Here is a 16,240-nt window from a genome sequence, read left to right as displayed (position 1 = left end):
CGGGTAATAACGATTGGTTATTACCCGTAGCTTGATAATATTATTTAAAAAAGTCTTTGCTACCATGAGGCGCACAACGTAAATATTGAGGCGCTACTTTTATGGTTTGTTTGAGTTTTTCTGCTGCATGCCAAGGCCAACGAGGATCATAAAGAATACCTCTGCCTAAAGCGATAAAATCAGCCTGCTCTGTAAGTAAAATGGCTTCTGCTTGTTCTGGCTCGGTAATAAGACCAACTGTAATAACCGGCAGTTGTGTTTCATTATAAATAGCTTGAGCAAATGGTACTTGGTAATTAGGGCCTAGCTTAATTTCTTGCTTTTCTGATAATCCACCAGAAGAAACATGAATATAATGGCAACCTAACTCTTCAAGATGTTGAGTTAAAGCAATCGTACTTTCTAAGTCCCAACCACCTTCAACCCAATCTGTTGCGGAAATTCTGACACCAACACAGACATTATCAGAAACTGCATTTTTCACTGCAACAAATACATCCACTAATAACCGACTACGATTATTAAAATCACCACCGTATTGATCCGTTCTGTGATTAGATAATGGAGATAGGAATTCGTGCAATAAATATCCATGAGCACCATGGATCTCAATAACATCAAATCCTGCTGACTCAGCCCTTTTAGCAGCATCAACAAAAGCTTGTTTTATTTCTTCAATTTCATCGATAGTCAGCGCATGAGGTTGATGGTTCTTTCCAAAAGGCATTTCTGAAGGTGCGACTTTTTGCCACCCATTAGGAGAATCAGGCGCTAATGATGCTCCGCCATTCCAAGGTAAATCAGTCGATGCCTTACGCCCGGCATGTGCGATCTGTATACCGATTTTTGCAGATGAATACAGCTTAACATTATCAACCAGCTTTTTTAGTTCATTACTATGTTGGTCAGACCAAATACCTAAATCTTTATAGCTAATACGACCTCTAGGCTCAACCGCTGTTGCTTCAACAATCACTAACGAAGCACCAGATAGTGCTAACTGCCCGTAATGTATAGTGTGCCATGCGGTTGGGTAACCTTCTTGTGCTGAATATTGGCACATAGGTGCAACAATAATACGGTTATCTAACTGATGGGGGCCTAATTTTTTAGGGGAGAACAACAAATTCATTTAAAGCCTCCTGCTATCAATAAGAATTTATGCAAAGAAAATGTCTTCGCTTTTTGGATATACCTTTTAAATATACAGGTTTAAGGCTATCGGATCTTATTCATTTAGGCGATGTTTCACTTCACATTGTAAAAAACAAAGAGATCCGCATCAATTGCGGATCTCTTTGTTGATTAATCATTAGATTTGGCAGGTTTCACCAATAACAGTGAAAAACGTCTTGCGATTGGCAAGACAAATAAAACAGTGGGAAAAGCAATCATCCAAGAGATCCCCCAAGAAGTTAACCATGGGGGGATTATATGCATTCCCATTCCTAACGATTTGACGGTACTAATAAACGCAACAATACCTGACATAATAAAAGAAAGGAAAAAGGGAACAAGAAAAATCATTACTCGAGTAGGAAGTTTAGGAATACCTAAAAAGTAATTTTCGTCCTGAAAAGACATAAATAAAGACTCCAATAATACGATTGTACAACAGCACATAACTGCCAATACAACAGGCTAAAAAAGTTATATGCGTTGATTAACGTAAACGCTTACGAGTCTTTTTGACCAAACTGAGAACTAGTTTATTAATAAATATTTCTTTGTCAAATAAATTATTCTCATTATCATTTAGATGATCATCGATAAAATTAAAAATCATCTAAATGAGAAAACACAAAATGGTTTTCTCATCTTGTTTCTACCAATCTCGTGTTGCAATTAATTCTTCTATATCTGCATCTTCAAAGCCATATTCATCAGCGATAACGCCAAAATCTTCAGCAATACACTCTCTTGCTACTGTTTCGATCTCACTATCTTCTTTATAAAACTCTTCGGCTAACTCATTAAATTGATCAGTTGTTTCTTGCGTGAGAATATAAAGCTCTGCCAAATTTTTAGGCGAAGTTGCTTCTATTTTTAAACAAAGCGCTTTTAATAACTCTTGACCTTTCTTCACAAGATGTGTTGGATAATAATTATCATTGTCCATTTCTTTTAAAAAATAATGCTCTGCTAGTACTTTATTTTTAATCATTACAAAAATCCTTATCTAAGTATTTATCTTAAGGTCATTAAAGTGTACTTATTATCTCAATTTCGGAAAAGTATATTACGTTTCTTAATTAAATGTCTCGCTTTTATTTATCCGAATTTATAGAATTCTGTCCAGCAAGCGGAAAATAGGCAATTAATTAAAATGGCTAAAAAAATACGATTTATATTTCTTTTTTTGACTATTGCACTGATTTCTTTTTTGACTATTAATAAATTTTTTAAAAGCTCACCATTGGCGACCTGGCACTTCTATGGCAATAATGGTGAATATATTACAGGTCATTACTACCCACCAGAAGAAGATGATGTAACAGATGCGGTGATTTCCATTCCAGAAAAACTAGCTAAAGAAGGTTTAACAATAACACATTGGGATACTTGCAGTATTGAACTGAATATTGATAATAAAACGCTTTATATTTCTTATTTTACTAATGGCCTTATTCAAGCTTCTTTATCAACAAAAAATACATCTTACGTTGCATCAACTGAGCTGTATTTTTATCACCCTGATGATATGCATTGGTCGATAAATCGATTAGAAGATGGAACATACAAAGGTTGGATTTGGGATAATGTTGCAAACCAGCTTATTCCTGTTCGTTATCAGGAAGATAAAACAACAATTATTGACGGTACAAAATATACTTTGATGCCAGAAAGTTATTGGCTATTTCAACGCTGGGCTAATGGCGTTTTAGTGGAAGAGTACATATTAGATGATTTACCTGCGAAAGATGGTTTTATTCCTGATATAGATAAACAACGACTGGCTCAAGCAAAAGCTGAGCTTCAAACTACCGTAAATGAATGGGTGAAACCGTTAAATTTACCATTTAAATTAATGTTGTGGGATAACTCACTTTGCAAGTGATAATAATATGTGAAATGCTCCCAGAGGGTTGGGAGCATTTCTGACACAGAATGATTTAATTTATACTAAATAACACCATCTAATTTCATGTAAATTCCTTTTATTGAAAATTTAATTCCTTTCAAGTAGTTAACTTTTACTGCAAGAGTATAGATGAATAGAGTAAATAATTTAAATCTGATAAAAATGTTGCACAACAGGTATATATTAAAACAGTTATTTGTTTTCAATAAAAGAATAAGACATCAATTTAATAGTTATATTATTCAATAAAATTGATATTTTATATTTATATTGTTTTAAATATAAAAACTTATTTATTAAATCTTGATTTTTAATAGGCTTAACTTTTAAATCCAAAACATCTCAAATAAAGTATTTAAGTTACCTTAGCATAATAGTGTGCGATATTTATTATTCACATTAGGTTAATTATGCTAATTCTATCTAAAATAAATCTTTAAAATTAACATTAAATGCCTTAACGTGATAAAAATGAAATAAATAGCATATTTATCTCAATCTGCTCCTAAAAATTCTAGTCATTTATTTTTAGTAAAACATATTAAATAGAAATTTATCTTACATTAAGAGTTCATTAATCAAATCTTGCTTTACACTTTATTATATTGCTCAATTTTTATTTGGCTCTTATACTTTCTTAAGGCAATTTTAGGTAGGTATTATTATGAATATTTTATTAGTTGAAGACGACTTACAACTTGGCAAAGCGCTTTGTCGCGGGCTTGAAATTGCAGGTTTTCAGCCATGTTGGGTCAGATTACTTGCGGATGCTCGTGTTCAATTAAACCAGCGCCCTTTTGATTTAATGTTATTAGATTTAGGTCTACCTGATGGTGATGGGCAAGACGAACTGATTGCACTTAGAAAAAGTGGCGAGAAAATTCCAATTATCATTTTAACTGCTCGCACTCAAATTGATAATTTAGTACAAACATTAGATTCAGGTGCAGATGATTTTTTACCAAAGCCTTTTGCTATGCCTGAGCTAATTTCTCGCGTAAAAGCGGTTAGTCGTAGAATGGCTGGTTTTTCTTCACAAATATGGTCTATTGGCGATTTACAACTTAATCCAGCAAACCATCAAGTCACTTTAAATAACGAACTGCTTTTGTTATCAGGTAAAGAATACCAACTATTATATGAATTAATGCGTAATACTGACAATGTGGTACGTAAATCAGAGTTAGAACAGCGTTTATTTGGCTTAGACGATAAAATCGAAAGTAATTCCCTTGAAGTGCATATGCATAATTTACGAAGAAAAATAGGTAAAGAGCGCATTATCACGGTTCGTGGCGTAGGTTATTTATTAAAAAAAGAAGCTAATTAAATGAAGATCCGCTCCTTCTTTATTTACACCATTGTCCTTCAGATTATCTCCATAATTATGCTTTGGGGCGTTTGGTTAGCTTGGATACAATTTGATTATCTTGCTGAGTTCGAAAATATTTATGATAAACAGCAAGAAATTATCGCTGAGGGTTTTGCTAATGCCTTAGAGAATGTTGCTGACCAACCGGAAGTGCTCAAAGAAATTGCACATAACTTACAAGGTATGTATATAGACGCTATGCTTAATGGTGAAGATGATGAATTACAATATTTACCTTGGTTTGTTGTCTTAGATGAAAATAGCAACCTAATTTATACTAATCGCCCTGAACTTCCCATCCCCACAAGAGTACTTTCATTAGCATCAGAAAGAGTTTCTATCGCAGGTGAAAAATGGATAATCTCTTTTAGCTGGGGAGAAAAACACAAAATAAAAGTGTTTATTGGTGAATCTGTTGAAGATAGGGGCCATGTTATAGGTAACCCTATTGAAGGCACCTTTGTGCCCTTTCTGTTTATTCTAGCAACGGTTATTGTTGCTATTTTAATTACGGCTTATTTTAGTTTACGTCCGTTAAGACAAGCTGCAGAACTTATTTCTAATCGTAAACCTCGTAACTTAACTCCCATTAATGTCGGTCAACAATTTAAAGAGATACGCCCAATCTTTAAAGAATTAAACCAGTTAATGGCAAGAATTGACGCGGCCAATATTCGTGAAAAACAATTTATGGCAGATGCTGCCCATGAATTGAGAACACCAATAGCCGCTGTTATTGCTCAATTACACCTGCTCTCTTTAGTCGATGATCAAAAAGAGCGTGAAGAAATTATTGATGATATGAAACAATCTCTTGATAGAGCAGCGGCTCTTTCTCATCAATTGATTGATTTGGCACGATTAGAATGTGACGATTTTCCATTAAAAATAGAATCTCTTGATATCTATAACGTCATTGGTAATGCAATAGCACAACATGTTCCTTATGCAATTACTAAAAATATTGAGCTATCACTTAATGAAGGCCATGCTTTAACGCTTAAAACAGATAAACAGGCTTTACTCTCTATATTTAATAATCTGCTTGATAATGCCATCAAATATTGTCCCAAAGGTAGTCAAGTTGAGGTAACTATTGAGAATCGATACGCGGAAGGGATCCATGTTATCGTGCGTGATAATGGCCCTGGTGTCGCAAAAGAACATATCAATGTTCTATTTTCACGTTTTTACCGCGTTCCTGGCTCTAACGAAACAGGAAGTGGATTAGGTCTATCTATTGCACAAAATCTCGCTAATAAAATTCAAGCATCGTTAATTGTGACTGAAGGACTAAATAATAAAGGAATTGGGTTTATTATTGTTCTGCCTTTAGAGGTTACATCATCAGACAGCGATTAATAGATAGCTAACTGATATTCCATAATAAAGGAGGATATTGTACCTCCTTTTTATTTTATTACGGTAATACCCTAAAGGGAGATTATCCCCAAAGATTAATTAACCAACGTAAACCTGCTGTTACTATTGCGGCACTCAGTACAATCATAATAAAAGGCTTTTTCTGCCAAGTAAGTACGCCTGCTACACCCACACCAATAACTTTTGAGATATCAGCAAGTTGGTCACCATCAAAAAATGTCGATGTCATCGCCACTGAAAACAGAATAACAATCGCCGACAATGAGAGGATCTCTTTAACTCTCTCTGACACCCCCGCTTTATTGTTGAGTAATATGCCGGAAAGACGCATGGCGTATGTACCGACAGCAAGAATAATAATTCCTGTAATAATAGGTGCCGTGGACATTATATTTTCCTTATCACGAACAATACGCCAAATAGTGATAATAAAACGGGGAGCCCAACAGGGAGGAATAATGTGGTTGCAAGTGCAATGATGCTTCCTATTATTGCTGCATGGCGTGTTAGTTTATTTTTTAATGCCGGTAAACTTAATGCGAGAATGATGGCTGGGAACATTGCATCTAGCCCTAACATCTTTATATCTACAATAAATGACCCTAAGTAAACACCAAGCATAGTTCCTAAAGGCCAAACCAGTAAAATACCCAACCCACAAGCCCAAAATGCTAATTTATTTTGTTCAGCAGTACGTTGAGATAAACCAAATACAACACTTTCATCATTTAATATATGAAAACCTAATAATGATTTAAGCCCTTTTCCCGGTAAATCTTTTACGGCCATACTAAAGGGAATATGTCGTGCATTGACCATTAATCCAGCAAGAGCTGCATATATTGCACTTCCTCCCATCGCCACAACGCCAATAAAAAGAAATTCGGAAGCACCCGCTAAAACAAAAATGGATAACACCAACGGTACCCAAAAATCAAAACCTTGGGTATGTGCTAATGCACCATAAGAGATACCGACGATACCATCTGCTAATGAAACAAGCACAATATCTCTAAGTACGTTATTATCAAGACGACTGTTAATTTCCATAGAATGTAGTATTTTTTATCGAACCATTCGTTCATTATGTTGAACGACTTATTTTTTTGCAAGATGATTTTTGAAGGAATCTATGATGTCATCGCCTTGTGCGCCTATTGAAATTATTTCTCAAGCACTGGCTAGAGAAAGAAAAAAAGCGGGCCTTTCACTTGCTGAAATAGCAAGACGAGCCAGTGTTGCAAAATCAACATTATCTCAATTAGAAGCAGGACAGGGAAACCCAAGTATTGAAACACTTTGGGCAATTTGTGTTGCGTTAAACATCCCTTTTTCTCAACTTATTTCAGCGCCACAGCCTGAAGTGAAGGTAATACGTAAAGGTGATGGCTTTAAAATTAGCGCAGAGAAAGCCTATTACCATGCTTTTTTACTTTCATCCTGTCCAATGGGTGCTAAACGAGATATATACACGGTAATTGCACAGCCGGGAAAAGATAGAGTTTCAGATCCCCACAGTAAGAATGTCACTGAACATATTATTATTATCAGTGGCAGTGCAATGGTAGGCACTTTAGATGATCAACAAGAATTACAACCTGGTGATTATATTTGCTATCCTGGTGATGTCACTCATGTATTACGAGCTTTAGAACCTGACACAACCGCCGTCATGATTATTGAACATCATAATTAACATAATAAAATTATGAATTTACCGCACTGCTACACTACCATCGACATCCCAAAAGCAGTGCGATAAATTTGATAAAGAATATCTGCTTATTCAATTACTTCTTAAGTGCTTTATCAAGGTAGATCTCTCGTAGCCGTTGAGATAAATGCCCAACCTTTCCCTGATTTATATCTTCATTATCGATTGAAACAACTGGCCAAATTAATGTGGTTGCTGAACTAATAAAAACTTCTTTTGCTTTTTTCGCTTCATCAAGCGTAAATAGACGTTCTGTTATTTTAAGCCCTTCTTCTTGCGCTAACTGAATAATCGCTTGGCGGGTAATACCGGGTAAAATATTCTGACTCAATGGCCGTGTAATAATTTCATTATCGTGATTAACAATAAAGAAGTTACTTGAACTCCCTTCTGTTATATAGCCATCTTTAATTAAAATAGCATCATCAGCACCTTGTTGATGTGCATGGTGTTTTGCTAAACATGCCGCTAATAATGCCACTGTTTTAATATCACAACGTTGCCAGCGAATATCTTCAACGCTCACTACCGAAATACCTTTTTTTGCATTGGGATGGTTAATGACTGTGGAGTGCTGAACAAAAGCAACTATTGTAGAAGGAACAGATGAAGCCGGAAAATCAAAAAAACGAGAGGAATCAGTACCTCGTGTTATTTGTAAATAGATAAGCCCTTCATGGAGGTTATTTTTTTCGATAAGTTGATGATGAACATCAATTAGTTGCTCTTTAGTAATAGAAAGCGATAGAGCTAATTCTTTGCATGAACGCTGTAAGCGTTGAAAATGCCCATTAAAGTCAATGAGCTGACCATCAATAACGGCAGTAACTTCATAAACGGCATCTGCAAATAAAAAACCACGGTCAAAAACAGATATTCTAGCCTGCTCTTTAGGTACAAAGTGACTGTTTAAATACACGATATCAGACATTTTACCTCCGTTATAAATTTTATTAACAATTTATCTCAATCCACTACCTTACTCTTTCAGTTTTCTATTTTAAAGACAATCTTCCACACCCCTACCCCTTTTTAATTATAGTTTTATGTAACTAAGCCATGTTATATAAGCAGAAATTGCTATAATTTAACTTATGTACCAAATATAAGGATAAGAGGTGGCTATGTTAGATATTAATAAAAATAATTTATCTCAGCTAACAGAGAAACTGGTTAAAAAACAATGTACTTTAATGACTGTTATTGCCACATTGGGTTTCATTGCAGGTTTTATCTGTATTATTAACCCACTTTCTTCTGGCATTGTTATCAGCGTATTACTCGGTATTGTATTTTTTGCCTGTGCAATATCCAGCATTATTGGTGGTTTTAATGCTCAAATCTCTTCTGGTTGGTCAATGTTGATCACATTATTGGCGGGTTTTATTTATCTCCTGCTTGGCTATATTTTTGTCACCGACCCACTAAAAGGTATGCTTAGCCTCGCCTTTTTTATCGGCTTTTTATTTATTTTTGCAGGAATATTACGTTTAAATATAGGTTTTAAACAGATCAAAGATAATTTTTATGGCTGGTTTAATATCTTGGTGGGATTTTTAGATTTAGTGATTGCCTATTTCTTGCTTGCTTTCGGCCCTGAAACCTCTGTGGCATTAGTTATGGCATTGATTGGTATACAACTCATTTTAAGTTCTATCACAATATTATCGATAATCAGTGCAATAAAAAGAATGACCCATTAATTGACTATTCAGTAATAATAATCTCATCCATTTTATATAGACTAAGAGCCACATAAGTGGCTCTTAATTTATGGAAAACGAAGCAGAGACATCAAGCACAAGGTAAGCGCAGAGATACCGTATACATATTTTCTCCGCAAAGGTAGCAATTGCCTGTATTTTCAAAAACCATCACTTGAATACCTAATTGTCCGACTTCAATATTTGGCAACGCATCTGACAAAATACTTTCTAAAGCTGGCTCAAGTAATTCGACAATATTAACAGGATCATTATTTGCCGTTGTATCATACAAGAAATTCCCTAAACGAGGATCATCAGCATAAATTTCCAGTGTAGAACGATACACTAACGTTCTTTCACTACTATTTACTTTAGAGTAGCCATTAAAGATGATAACCATTTTTTGGATATTCATTTTAGCAACTCGGTTCTTAATCTGTAAACATAGTGAAGGTACAAGCCTGATATTTACAGAGTTAAAATAGCGATCACAAATTTGTGGAATAGTGACACTTACACAAGGTTTTGGTGCAATATTTTTAATTTGCTTACTGCACTCCCCCGTTAAAGAGTTATCGACAATAATACGCTCACGGCGAGAGAAACAAATATTATCAAAGATATCAACCGTAAAGAAAGAGATGTAATGAATACCATTAGTTAGCATTTGATTTTCCAGCCTTACCGAAACTGCTGACTTATCAGTACAAGGCAACATTTTTAATTGGTCATTAAAATAAAAACCAACCTGTGTGCTTTCGCTAATATCACGTCCTAAAATTAGGTTTGCATTCACACAATAATTTTCGCTGTGATAGCTTAAAATACCATTAAGTGTTGCTGGAACTTTTGGCGATGGTAATTTTTCCGTTGTCATTTCAACATAGTAATCTCTTGATTTAAGAGATTTAGTTGGGTCTTCGCTATTTTCAGATTCAGCATAAAAAATAGCAATTTGTTTAGGTTCACTCTTTTTAAATTTCACTTTAAAGTTCGCGATACCATATTTATTGGTTTTCCCAACATTAATTTTTTCACCATCAGCGTTATAAACTTCTGGCTCAACCCCTAAGGTACTATTATCAGCATTATAGACGAGCCTTACCTCTTTATTTGAAACATCTTCTCCTTCTTTATCCTGTAAATGCACTACAAAACTTTTAGACACACTTTCCCATTTACTCGGCCATTGCATAGATTCCGAACGTATTGTCAGTAAGTCATCAAACTTCTCACAGTTAGTCGCAATGCAATCAGTATTAGGATTAGGCTTTGTAGGCGTAACTCGAATTTGAATCGGCGTTGCATAATACACAATGCTTTCATCATCTTCATCTTTTAATATCAATTGCAATGACGCCACACCATTACGATTTCCCGTTAAAGAAATCTCTGTTTTATTATTATCCACTATCGTAATGTAGACATCTTTATTATTAGGTAAAACTAAAATCCCTTTAGGGCTTGTACGCCATTCGGCTAAACGCAGATTAATCCCCGTTACAATAACCTCATATTTGATGACTCTATTTATTTTGACTTCGTTATCAGCTTCATCGGGTGATAATTTGATTTGATTAAATTCAATTTCCACATCATCATCAACAACTTGTGATTGTGCATTATAAATAGGGGGCTGAAAAGCCAGAGTGTCCTTCTCACCTTGTATAATTTTTTGTAAGCGTTCTTCTTTTGTTTCGATATTCATTGAGTGATTTCCTTTCTTTTTCCGATTCCATTTTTAGCTTAAAGCAAAAACTTTGAGTGAAAATCACAATAGAAAAAAGTCAACTAAGTATTGTTGTTAGATGGAAGAAATAAATACTTAATAAACAATAAGATAAAAAATACCCCTAATAAAACCATCCCTAATTGAGCGCTAAAAAATGCCTTTAATATAAAAATAATTTAAATTTTAAAATATTTTTGTATAAAGCTATTGACTGTTATGGAAATGTGATTAAAATCAATCTTAGAAAATATTTGTGACGTGAATCACATTTTATTAATAGGATACTTAACATGAAATCAATGACTTCTTTTATTACTCACCTGCACCAAGTTGTTGTACAATTATCATCAACTCGTTTACTGTAATTATTTGATTTAAAAATAAAATGCAGCATAAAGCCAGAAATAGCACCCTCATCGCACAAAAGACTATTTCTGGCTTTTCCCCCTCTCTTTACACTTATTCATTACCTCGTGTACTCTCGCATTTTTCGTAACAAAAAATTCACCTTCTTGAACTAAGCTCTCTTTTCTGTACTCTTAATAAACAGCCCACATTAACTATGAGGATATTTTATGCAGCAGCAACTGCTTACATGGATACGTCAATTCAATGAGGAGTATGCCCAAATCGCTTCTCTCCTACTCGTTTTAGCCATTATTTTTATTGTTGCAATTATTCTCCATTTTATTTTGCACAAGTTAGTCTTACCTAAAATTTCCAAAGCAATAACTCAATACGATCAGAAATGGCAACTTTCTCTAGAAATAAATAAACTATTCAGTCGTTTTGCTTTTTTAATCCAAGGTATTGTTGTTAATATCCAAGCGCTGGTGTGGATGGGATCAGGTAAAACACAAGAAATTCTCACCACCAGCGCTCAAGCATGGTGTTTAATTTTCGGCTTGTTGATGCTTTTCTCTATTATGGATCTCTGTATGCAGATCATGAGAAATTCATCCTCATTTGGTCGATTACCCTTAAAAGGTATTTTTCAAAGCTTAAAACTCGCAGCCTCTGTGCTAATTGGGATAATGATTATTTCCCTACTTATTGGCAAATCACCACTTATTTTACTCAGTGGTTTAGGTGCCATGACGGCTGTATTAATGTTGGTGTTTAAAGATCCTATTATGGGATTAGTTGCCGGTATTCAACTATCTGCAAACAATATGATAAGCCTTGGTGACTGGCTAGAGATGCCTAAATATGGAGCTGATGGCGCCGTTATTGATATTAGTTTAACGACCGTTAAGGTGCGTAATTGGGATAATACTGTCACCACTATTCCAACTTATTCTCTGATTTCAGATTCCTTTAAAAATTGGCAAGCAATGACAAAATCAGGTGGACGTCGTATTAAACGAAGTCTTGCTCTTGATATTAATAGCATCCACTTTTTAGATAAAAAACAACTTGATGATCTAGAAAAGGCTCACTTATTAGAACCTTATATCAAAAATAAGGAAAGCGAAATTAATCAATTCAATGCAACTTTGAGCAATGAATGTCAAACACCATTAAACCAACGTGGCATGACCAATATTGGAACCTTCCGTGCGTATGTTGAAGCCTATTTAAAAAACCATCCTAACATTCATAAGCAAATGACGATTATGGTAAGACAATTAGCACCCACCTCGGATGGGCTTCCCATTGAAATTTATGCTTTCACTAACACCACAGTTTGGGTTCAATACGAGGCTATTCAATCAGATATATTTGATCATATCTTTGCTATTTTGCCTCAATTTGGCTTAAGAGTTCATCAATCACCAACTGGAAATGATGTAAGAGCACTCAGATTTCCTGCCGAAAATAATCCACAATAAATTATTTTCATATTAAGTAAAAAAGAAGAATTATTCTTCTTTTTTACTTTTCTTATTAACAAATATTTTTAATCTTTTATTTTGTTATCATGTTAACAATCTTGTTTTTCTATATATTAACAAAAAACGATATGTTATATTTTACATATCGATCGATTGTCAATTTCTATTTATTTGATATTTTATTTACCACTAAAGTGGTATTAACCCGAAAATGTAACCATTTGTTTAATAATTATTTTTTATATAACGTTATTAACATTTTTTATATTGATATAAATCATTATAGGTAGAAGGGTTATAACTTAACATATATATACAACTTTACTTGTTGTGAAAAATGTTAGGGTAATGTCAATGTCAAAAATTAAAAATAATACTTCTATTACTGAAATGAGTCGGCGTGGATTCATTCAGTCTGCAGCAGTTATTTCTGGTGCTGCCGCTGTTGCAGGAACGGTTTCATTACCATTCGCTGCTAATGCTCAAACTCCCCAGGGTATTCGTCCTGATGAGACTTCTGAAACTATCAAGTACAGTGCATGTTTAGTGAACTGTGGTAGCCGTTGTCCATTAAAAGTTCATGTGAAAGATGGTGTTATTCGCCGTATTTCTAATGAAACTATGTATGACGATTCAACATTTGGTCTTCACCAAATTCGTCCGTGTCTTCGTGGTCGTTCTGTACGCTGGAAAACGTATAATCCAGATCGTTTAAAATACCCAATGAAACGTGTTGGTAAGCGTGGTGAAGGTAAATTTGAGCGTATTTCTTGGGATGAAGCGACTTCAATCATCGCGGAAAAATTAAAATATACCATCGAAAAATATGGTAATGAGTCCATTTATTACCAATATGGTACAGGCTCTACTGGTGCAAACTTACACGGTAGAACTGCATGTAAACGTTTATTAAGTACTGTCGGTGGTTTTTTAAGTGACTATGGTACTTATTCATACTCTCAATTAACTGGTATTGTGCCTTATGTTTATGGCGATATGCTGGAATCACTGTTAACAGAAATTGAGAATTCAGACTTAGTGGTGATGTTTGGTCATAACCTTGCTGAAACACGTATGTCTGGTGGTGGTCAGTTCTATGAAACGTTAAATGCGTTAGATAAGAGCAAAAGTAAAGTTATCATCATCGACCCTCGTCGTACCGACAGTGTGACAACATTAGGTGCCGAATGGATCCCTATTTATCCGGGTACTGATGCTGCATTAGTGGCTGCATTAGGCTATGTGATGATCCAAGAAGGTATCACCGATGAAGACTTCTTACGTGAATATTGTGTCGGTTGGGATAAACAAACATTACCTGCATCAGCACCTGAAAATGGCTCTTATAAAGATTACATTTTAGGTAATGGTCCTGATGGCATTGCAAAAACACCTGAGTGGGCAAGTAAATTAACCGGTATTTCTGTTGCACGTATTATCCAATTAGCGCGTGAAATTGGCGGTGCAAGAGCGGCGTGGATCTCTCAAGGTTGGGGCATCCAGCGTACTTCAAATGGTGAGCAAGCATGTCGTGCGATTATGATGCTACCATTAATGTCAGGTCATATCGGTCGCCCTGGTACAAATACAGGCTGTTGGGGTGGTAACGTTGCTTATCCAGTTGCAAGCTTTGCTTTACCTAACCCAGTTAAGACATTAATCCCAACATTTATGTGGTCTGAAGCAATTGCTCGTGGTGATCAGCTTACCAGCAAAAATGCAGGTGTCAGAAATAAAGATAAACTCGATACGGGCATTAAATTTATGTGGTGTTATTCCAGTAACGTGATTGGTAACCAACACGCTGACTTGAATAAAACACATGATTTACTGCAAGATGAATCAAAATGTGAGTTTATTTTAGTGTGGGATAACCACATGACACCATCTGCAAAATACGCTGATATTTTACTGCCAGATGTGACAACGGTTGAGACAAACGATCTTATCAATAACTCTTACGCAAGTGGTGCTTACCACTATGTCGTCCGTTTACAAAATGCAATTAAACCACTTTGGGAAAACCGCCCTTGCTATGATGTCTTAACTGACATTGCAGAAAAGATGGGTACCAAAGAACAATTCACTGAAGGTCGTACTTACGAAGAGTGGATTGAATATTGCTATAACCAAATGCGTGAGAAAAACCCAGCGCTGCCTACATTTGCAGAAACTAATGATGTAGGAATTATCGATCGTAAATTACCTAACCGTAATCAATACGTTGCACTTGAAGCATTCCGTCAAGATCCTATCGCTAATCCATTAAAAACAGCGTCAGGTAAGATTGAAATTTATTCTGAAAAACTAATGCAAGATACTGATGGCTGGGTGTTACCAGAAGGCGATCGTATCCCTGCAATTCCAGAATATTGTAAGAATGAAGAAGGTGTCGAAAACGTTAAGCTTAAAGAGAAATTCCCTCTGCAAATGACTGGTTTCCACGATAAAGGCCACGTTCACTCAAGTTACTATAACGTTGCTATGTTACGTGAAGCTATTCCTCATCAATTCTGGCTAAACCCAATTGATGCGGCTGAACGCGGATTAAAATCTGGCGATATCGCTGAAATTTATAATGCCCGTGGTCGTTTAAATATTCTCGTCAAAGTTACAGATCGTGTATTACCTGGTGTGATTGCAGTACCGCAAGGTGCATGGCGTTCACTTGATACAACAGGTGTAGATACAGGTGGATGTATTAATACATTAACAAGCTGGCACCCATCGCCGTTTGCTAAAGGAAATCCACAACATACAAACCTTGTTGAAGTGAAACGTGCATAAGGAGTTAACTCATGAAGCAATATGGTTTTTATTTTGACTCCACTAAATGCACTGGCTGTAAAACATGTCAAGTCAGTTGCAAGGATGAAAAAGATTTAGATTTAGGCCCTAAATTCCGTCGTGTTTATGAATACGGTGGTGGTAGCTGGGCAAAACAAGACGGGATCTGGACACAAAATATCTATAGTTATTATTTATCCATTTCTTGTAACCACTGTTCAAACCCTACTTGCGTTGCAGGTTGCCCAACTGGCGCTATGCATAAACGTGAAGAAGATGGTTTAGTGGTTGTTAACCAAGATATTTGTGTTGGTTGCCGTTATTGCGAATTGCGTTGCCCTTATGGTGCGCCACAATTCGATGAGAAGAAAAAACTCATGTCTAAGTGTGATGGTTGCTACGAACGTGTAGCACAAGGCATGAAACCGGTTTGTGTTGAGTCTTGTCCTCAACGTGCGCTTGATTTTGATGATATTGAAGTGATCAGAGCAAAACACGGTACTGAATGTGGTATCGCGCCAATGCCTGATCCTAGTTTGACCAATCCAAATATCGTGATCAAAGCACACAAAGAAGCTAAACCTTCTGGTGATAAAACCGGCTCAGTTCAAAATGCGGCGGAGGTATAA

General features: G+C 35.5%; 15 protein-coding genes. 8 read left to right on the top strand and 7 right to left on the bottom strand.

Annotated elements, in window-relative coordinates; all coding sequences use genetic code 11:
- Positions 1 to 40 precede the first annotated feature (40 nt).
- From GWJ01_RS17555 to GWJ01_RS17545, 3 genes are all read right to left on the bottom strand, one after another.
- Positions 41 to 1,132, bottom strand: a complete 1,092-nt coding sequence (locus tag GWJ01_RS17555; RefSeq protein WP_109395156.1) for an NADH:flavin oxidoreductase/NADH oxidase — start codon at positions 1,130 to 1,132, stop codon at positions 41 to 43.
- 173 nt (positions 1,133 to 1,305) lie between these two features.
- On the bottom strand, positions 1,306 to 1,584 hold the full coding sequence (locus tag GWJ01_RS17550) for a DUF2798 domain-containing protein (protein WP_161711393.1): 279 nt from the start codon (positions 1,582 to 1,584) through the stop codon (positions 1,306 to 1,308).
- A 241-nt stretch (positions 1,585 to 1,825) separates the two neighbouring features.
- Positions 1,826 to 2,164, bottom strand: a complete 339-nt coding sequence (locus tag GWJ01_RS17545; protein ID WP_109401805.1) for a DUF5713 family protein — start codon at positions 2,162 to 2,164, stop codon at positions 1,826 to 1,828.
- 252 nt (positions 2,165 to 2,416) lie between these two features.
- Here GWJ01_RS17545 and GWJ01_RS17540 point away from each other — a divergent pair, with 252 nt between their 5' ends.
- From GWJ01_RS17540 to GWJ01_RS17530, 3 genes are all read left to right on the top strand, one after another.
- Positions 2,417 to 3,058 carry a hypothetical protein gene (locus tag GWJ01_RS17540; protein WP_161711392.1) on the top strand — a complete coding sequence of 214 codons (642 nt, stop codon included), beginning with the start codon at positions 2,417 to 2,419 and terminating at the stop codon, positions 3,056 to 3,058.
- A gap of 688 nt (positions 3,059 to 3,746) precedes the next feature.
- Positions 3,747 to 4,412 (top strand): response regulator, encoded by a 666-nt coding sequence (locus tag GWJ01_RS17535; protein WP_109401807.1) that lies wholly within the window; start codon positions 3,747 to 3,749, stop codon positions 4,410 to 4,412.
- Positions 4,413 to 5,816 carry an ATP-binding protein gene (locus GWJ01_RS17530; RefSeq protein WP_109401808.1) on the top strand — a complete coding sequence of 468 codons (1,404 nt, stop codon included), beginning with the start codon at positions 4,413 to 4,415 and terminating at the stop codon, positions 5,814 to 5,816.
- An 82-nt stretch (positions 5,817 to 5,898) separates the two neighbouring features.
- Here GWJ01_RS17530 and GWJ01_RS17525 read toward each other — a convergent pair whose 3' ends face one another.
- Both GWJ01_RS17525 and GWJ01_RS17520 read right to left on the bottom strand, forming a co-directional pair.
- The gene (locus GWJ01_RS17525) at positions 5,899 to 6,225 is read right to left on the bottom strand and encodes an AzlD domain-containing protein (protein ID WP_202611270.1); all 327 of its coding nucleotides are present in this window, start codon (positions 6,223 to 6,225) and stop codon (positions 5,899 to 5,901) included.
- Entirely contained in the window at positions 6,225 to 6,887 is a 663-nt protein-coding gene (locus GWJ01_RS17520; RefSeq protein ID WP_109395163.1) for an AzlC family ABC transporter permease, read from the bottom strand. Before GWJ01_RS17520 ends, GWJ01_RS17525 begins: the two co-directional genes overlap by 1 nt.
- Positions 6,888 to 6,972: 85 nt before the next feature.
- Here GWJ01_RS17520 and GWJ01_RS17515 point away from each other — a divergent pair, with 85 nt between their 5' ends.
- Positions 6,973 to 7,533, top strand: a complete 561-nt coding sequence (locus GWJ01_RS17515) for a helix-turn-helix domain-containing protein (RefSeq protein ID WP_161711391.1) — start codon at positions 6,973 to 6,975, stop codon at positions 7,531 to 7,533.
- Positions 7,534 to 7,627: 94 nt separating this feature from the next.
- Here GWJ01_RS17515 and GWJ01_RS17510 read toward each other — a convergent pair whose 3' ends face one another.
- Complete coding sequence (locus tag GWJ01_RS17510) at positions 7,628 to 8,482, bottom strand: D-amino-acid transaminase (RefSeq protein ID WP_161711390.1); 855 nt, start codon at positions 8,480 to 8,482, stop codon at positions 7,628 to 7,630.
- A 193-nt stretch (positions 8,483 to 8,675) separates the two neighbouring features.
- Here GWJ01_RS17510 and GWJ01_RS17505 point away from each other — a divergent pair, with 193 nt between their 5' ends.
- Positions 8,676 to 9,254, top strand: coding sequence for an HdeD family acid-resistance protein (locus GWJ01_RS17505; protein WP_109395166.1), 579 nt, complete (start codon positions 8,676 to 8,678; stop codon positions 9,252 to 9,254).
- A gap of 91 nt (positions 9,255 to 9,345) precedes the next feature.
- Here GWJ01_RS17505 and GWJ01_RS17500 read toward each other — a convergent pair whose 3' ends face one another.
- The gene (locus GWJ01_RS17500; protein ID WP_109401810.1) at positions 9,346 to 10,965 is read right to left on the bottom strand and encodes a hypothetical protein; all 1,620 of its coding nucleotides are present in this window, start codon (positions 10,963 to 10,965) and stop codon (positions 9,346 to 9,348) included.
- Positions 10,966 to 11,564: 599 nt separating this feature from the next.
- Between GWJ01_RS17500 and GWJ01_RS17495 the strand changes: the two genes are divergently transcribed.
- The 3 genes from GWJ01_RS17495 (at position 11,565) to GWJ01_RS17485 (ending at position 16,240) form a co-directional block, all read left to right on the top strand.
- Positions 11,565 to 12,821, top strand: a complete 1,257-nt coding sequence (locus tag GWJ01_RS17495; RefSeq protein WP_161711389.1) for a mechanosensitive ion channel family protein — start codon at positions 11,565 to 11,567, stop codon at positions 12,819 to 12,821.
- 357 nt (positions 12,822 to 13,178) lie between these two features.
- Positions 13,179 to 15,611, top strand: a complete 2,433-nt coding sequence (locus tag GWJ01_RS17490; RefSeq protein ID WP_088495176.1) for a DMSO/selenate family reductase complex A subunit — start codon at positions 13,179 to 13,181, stop codon at positions 15,609 to 15,611.
- Positions 15,612 to 15,622: 11 nt separating this feature from the next.
- Positions 15,623 to 16,240, top strand: a complete 618-nt coding sequence (locus GWJ01_RS17485; protein WP_023581764.1) for a DMSO/selenate family reductase complex B subunit — start codon at positions 15,623 to 15,625, stop codon at positions 16,238 to 16,240.

It is taken from the genome of Proteus sp. G2618 (assembly GCF_009915995.1).
GTDB classification, from domain to species: domain Bacteria; phylum Pseudomonadota; class Gammaproteobacteria; order Enterobacterales; family Enterobacteriaceae; genus Proteus; species Proteus terrae.
Note: the sequence above shows the minus strand (reverse complement) of the source record. Positions and strands in the feature narration are given on the sequence as shown.

What these genes read in the sequence shown, in the direction of transcription:
- GWJ01_RS17495 (WP_161711389.1), top strand. Translation starts at nt 11,565, where the DNA reads ATGCAGCAGCAACTGCTTACATGGATACGTCAATTCAATGAGGAGTAT.
- GWJ01_RS17525 (WP_202611270.1), bottom strand. Translation starts at nt 6,225, where the DNA reads ATGTCCACGGCACCTATTATTACAGGAATTATTATTCTTGCTGTCGGT.
- GWJ01_RS17535 (WP_109401807.1), top strand. Translation starts at nt 3,747, where the DNA reads ATGAATATTTTATTAGTTGAAGACGACTTACAACTTGGCAAAGCGCTT.
- GWJ01_RS17510 (WP_161711390.1), bottom strand. Translation starts at nt 8,482, where the DNA reads ATGTCTGATATCGTGTATTTAAACAGTCACTTTGTACCTAAAGAGCAG.
- GWJ01_RS17530 (WP_109401808.1), top strand. Translation starts at nt 4,413, where the DNA reads ATGAAGATCCGCTCCTTCTTTATTTACACCATTGTCCTTCAGATTATC.
- GWJ01_RS17505 (WP_109395166.1), top strand. Translation starts at nt 8,676, where the DNA reads ATGTTAGATATTAATAAAAATAATTTATCTCAGCTAACAGAGAAACTG.
- GWJ01_RS17550 (WP_161711393.1), bottom strand. Translation starts at nt 1,584, where the DNA reads ATGTCTTTTCAGGACGAAAATTACTTTTTAGGTATTCCTAAACTTCCT.
- GWJ01_RS17500 (WP_109401810.1), bottom strand. Translation starts at nt 10,965, where the DNA reads ATGAATATCGAAACAAAAGAAGAACGCTTACAAAAAATTATACAAGGT.
- GWJ01_RS17490 (WP_088495176.1), top strand. Translation starts at nt 13,179, where the DNA reads ATGTCAAAAATTAAAAATAATACTTCTATTACTGAAATGAGTCGGCGT.
- GWJ01_RS17520 (WP_109395163.1), bottom strand. Translation starts at nt 6,887, where the DNA reads ATGGAAATTAACAGTCGTCTTGATAATAACGTACTTAGAGATATTGTG.
- GWJ01_RS17515 (WP_161711391.1), top strand. Translation starts at nt 6,973, where the DNA reads ATGTCATCGCCTTGTGCGCCTATTGAAATTATTTCTCAAGCACTGGCT.
- GWJ01_RS17555 (WP_109395156.1), bottom strand. Translation starts at nt 1,132, where the DNA reads ATGAATTTGTTGTTCTCCCCTAAAAAATTAGGCCCCCATCAGTTAGAT.
- GWJ01_RS17485 (WP_023581764.1), top strand. Translation starts at nt 15,623, where the DNA reads ATGAAGCAATATGGTTTTTATTTTGACTCCACTAAATGCACTGGCTGT.
- GWJ01_RS17545 (WP_109401805.1), bottom strand. Translation starts at nt 2,164, where the DNA reads ATGATTAAAAATAAAGTACTAGCAGAGCATTATTTTTTAAAAGAAATG.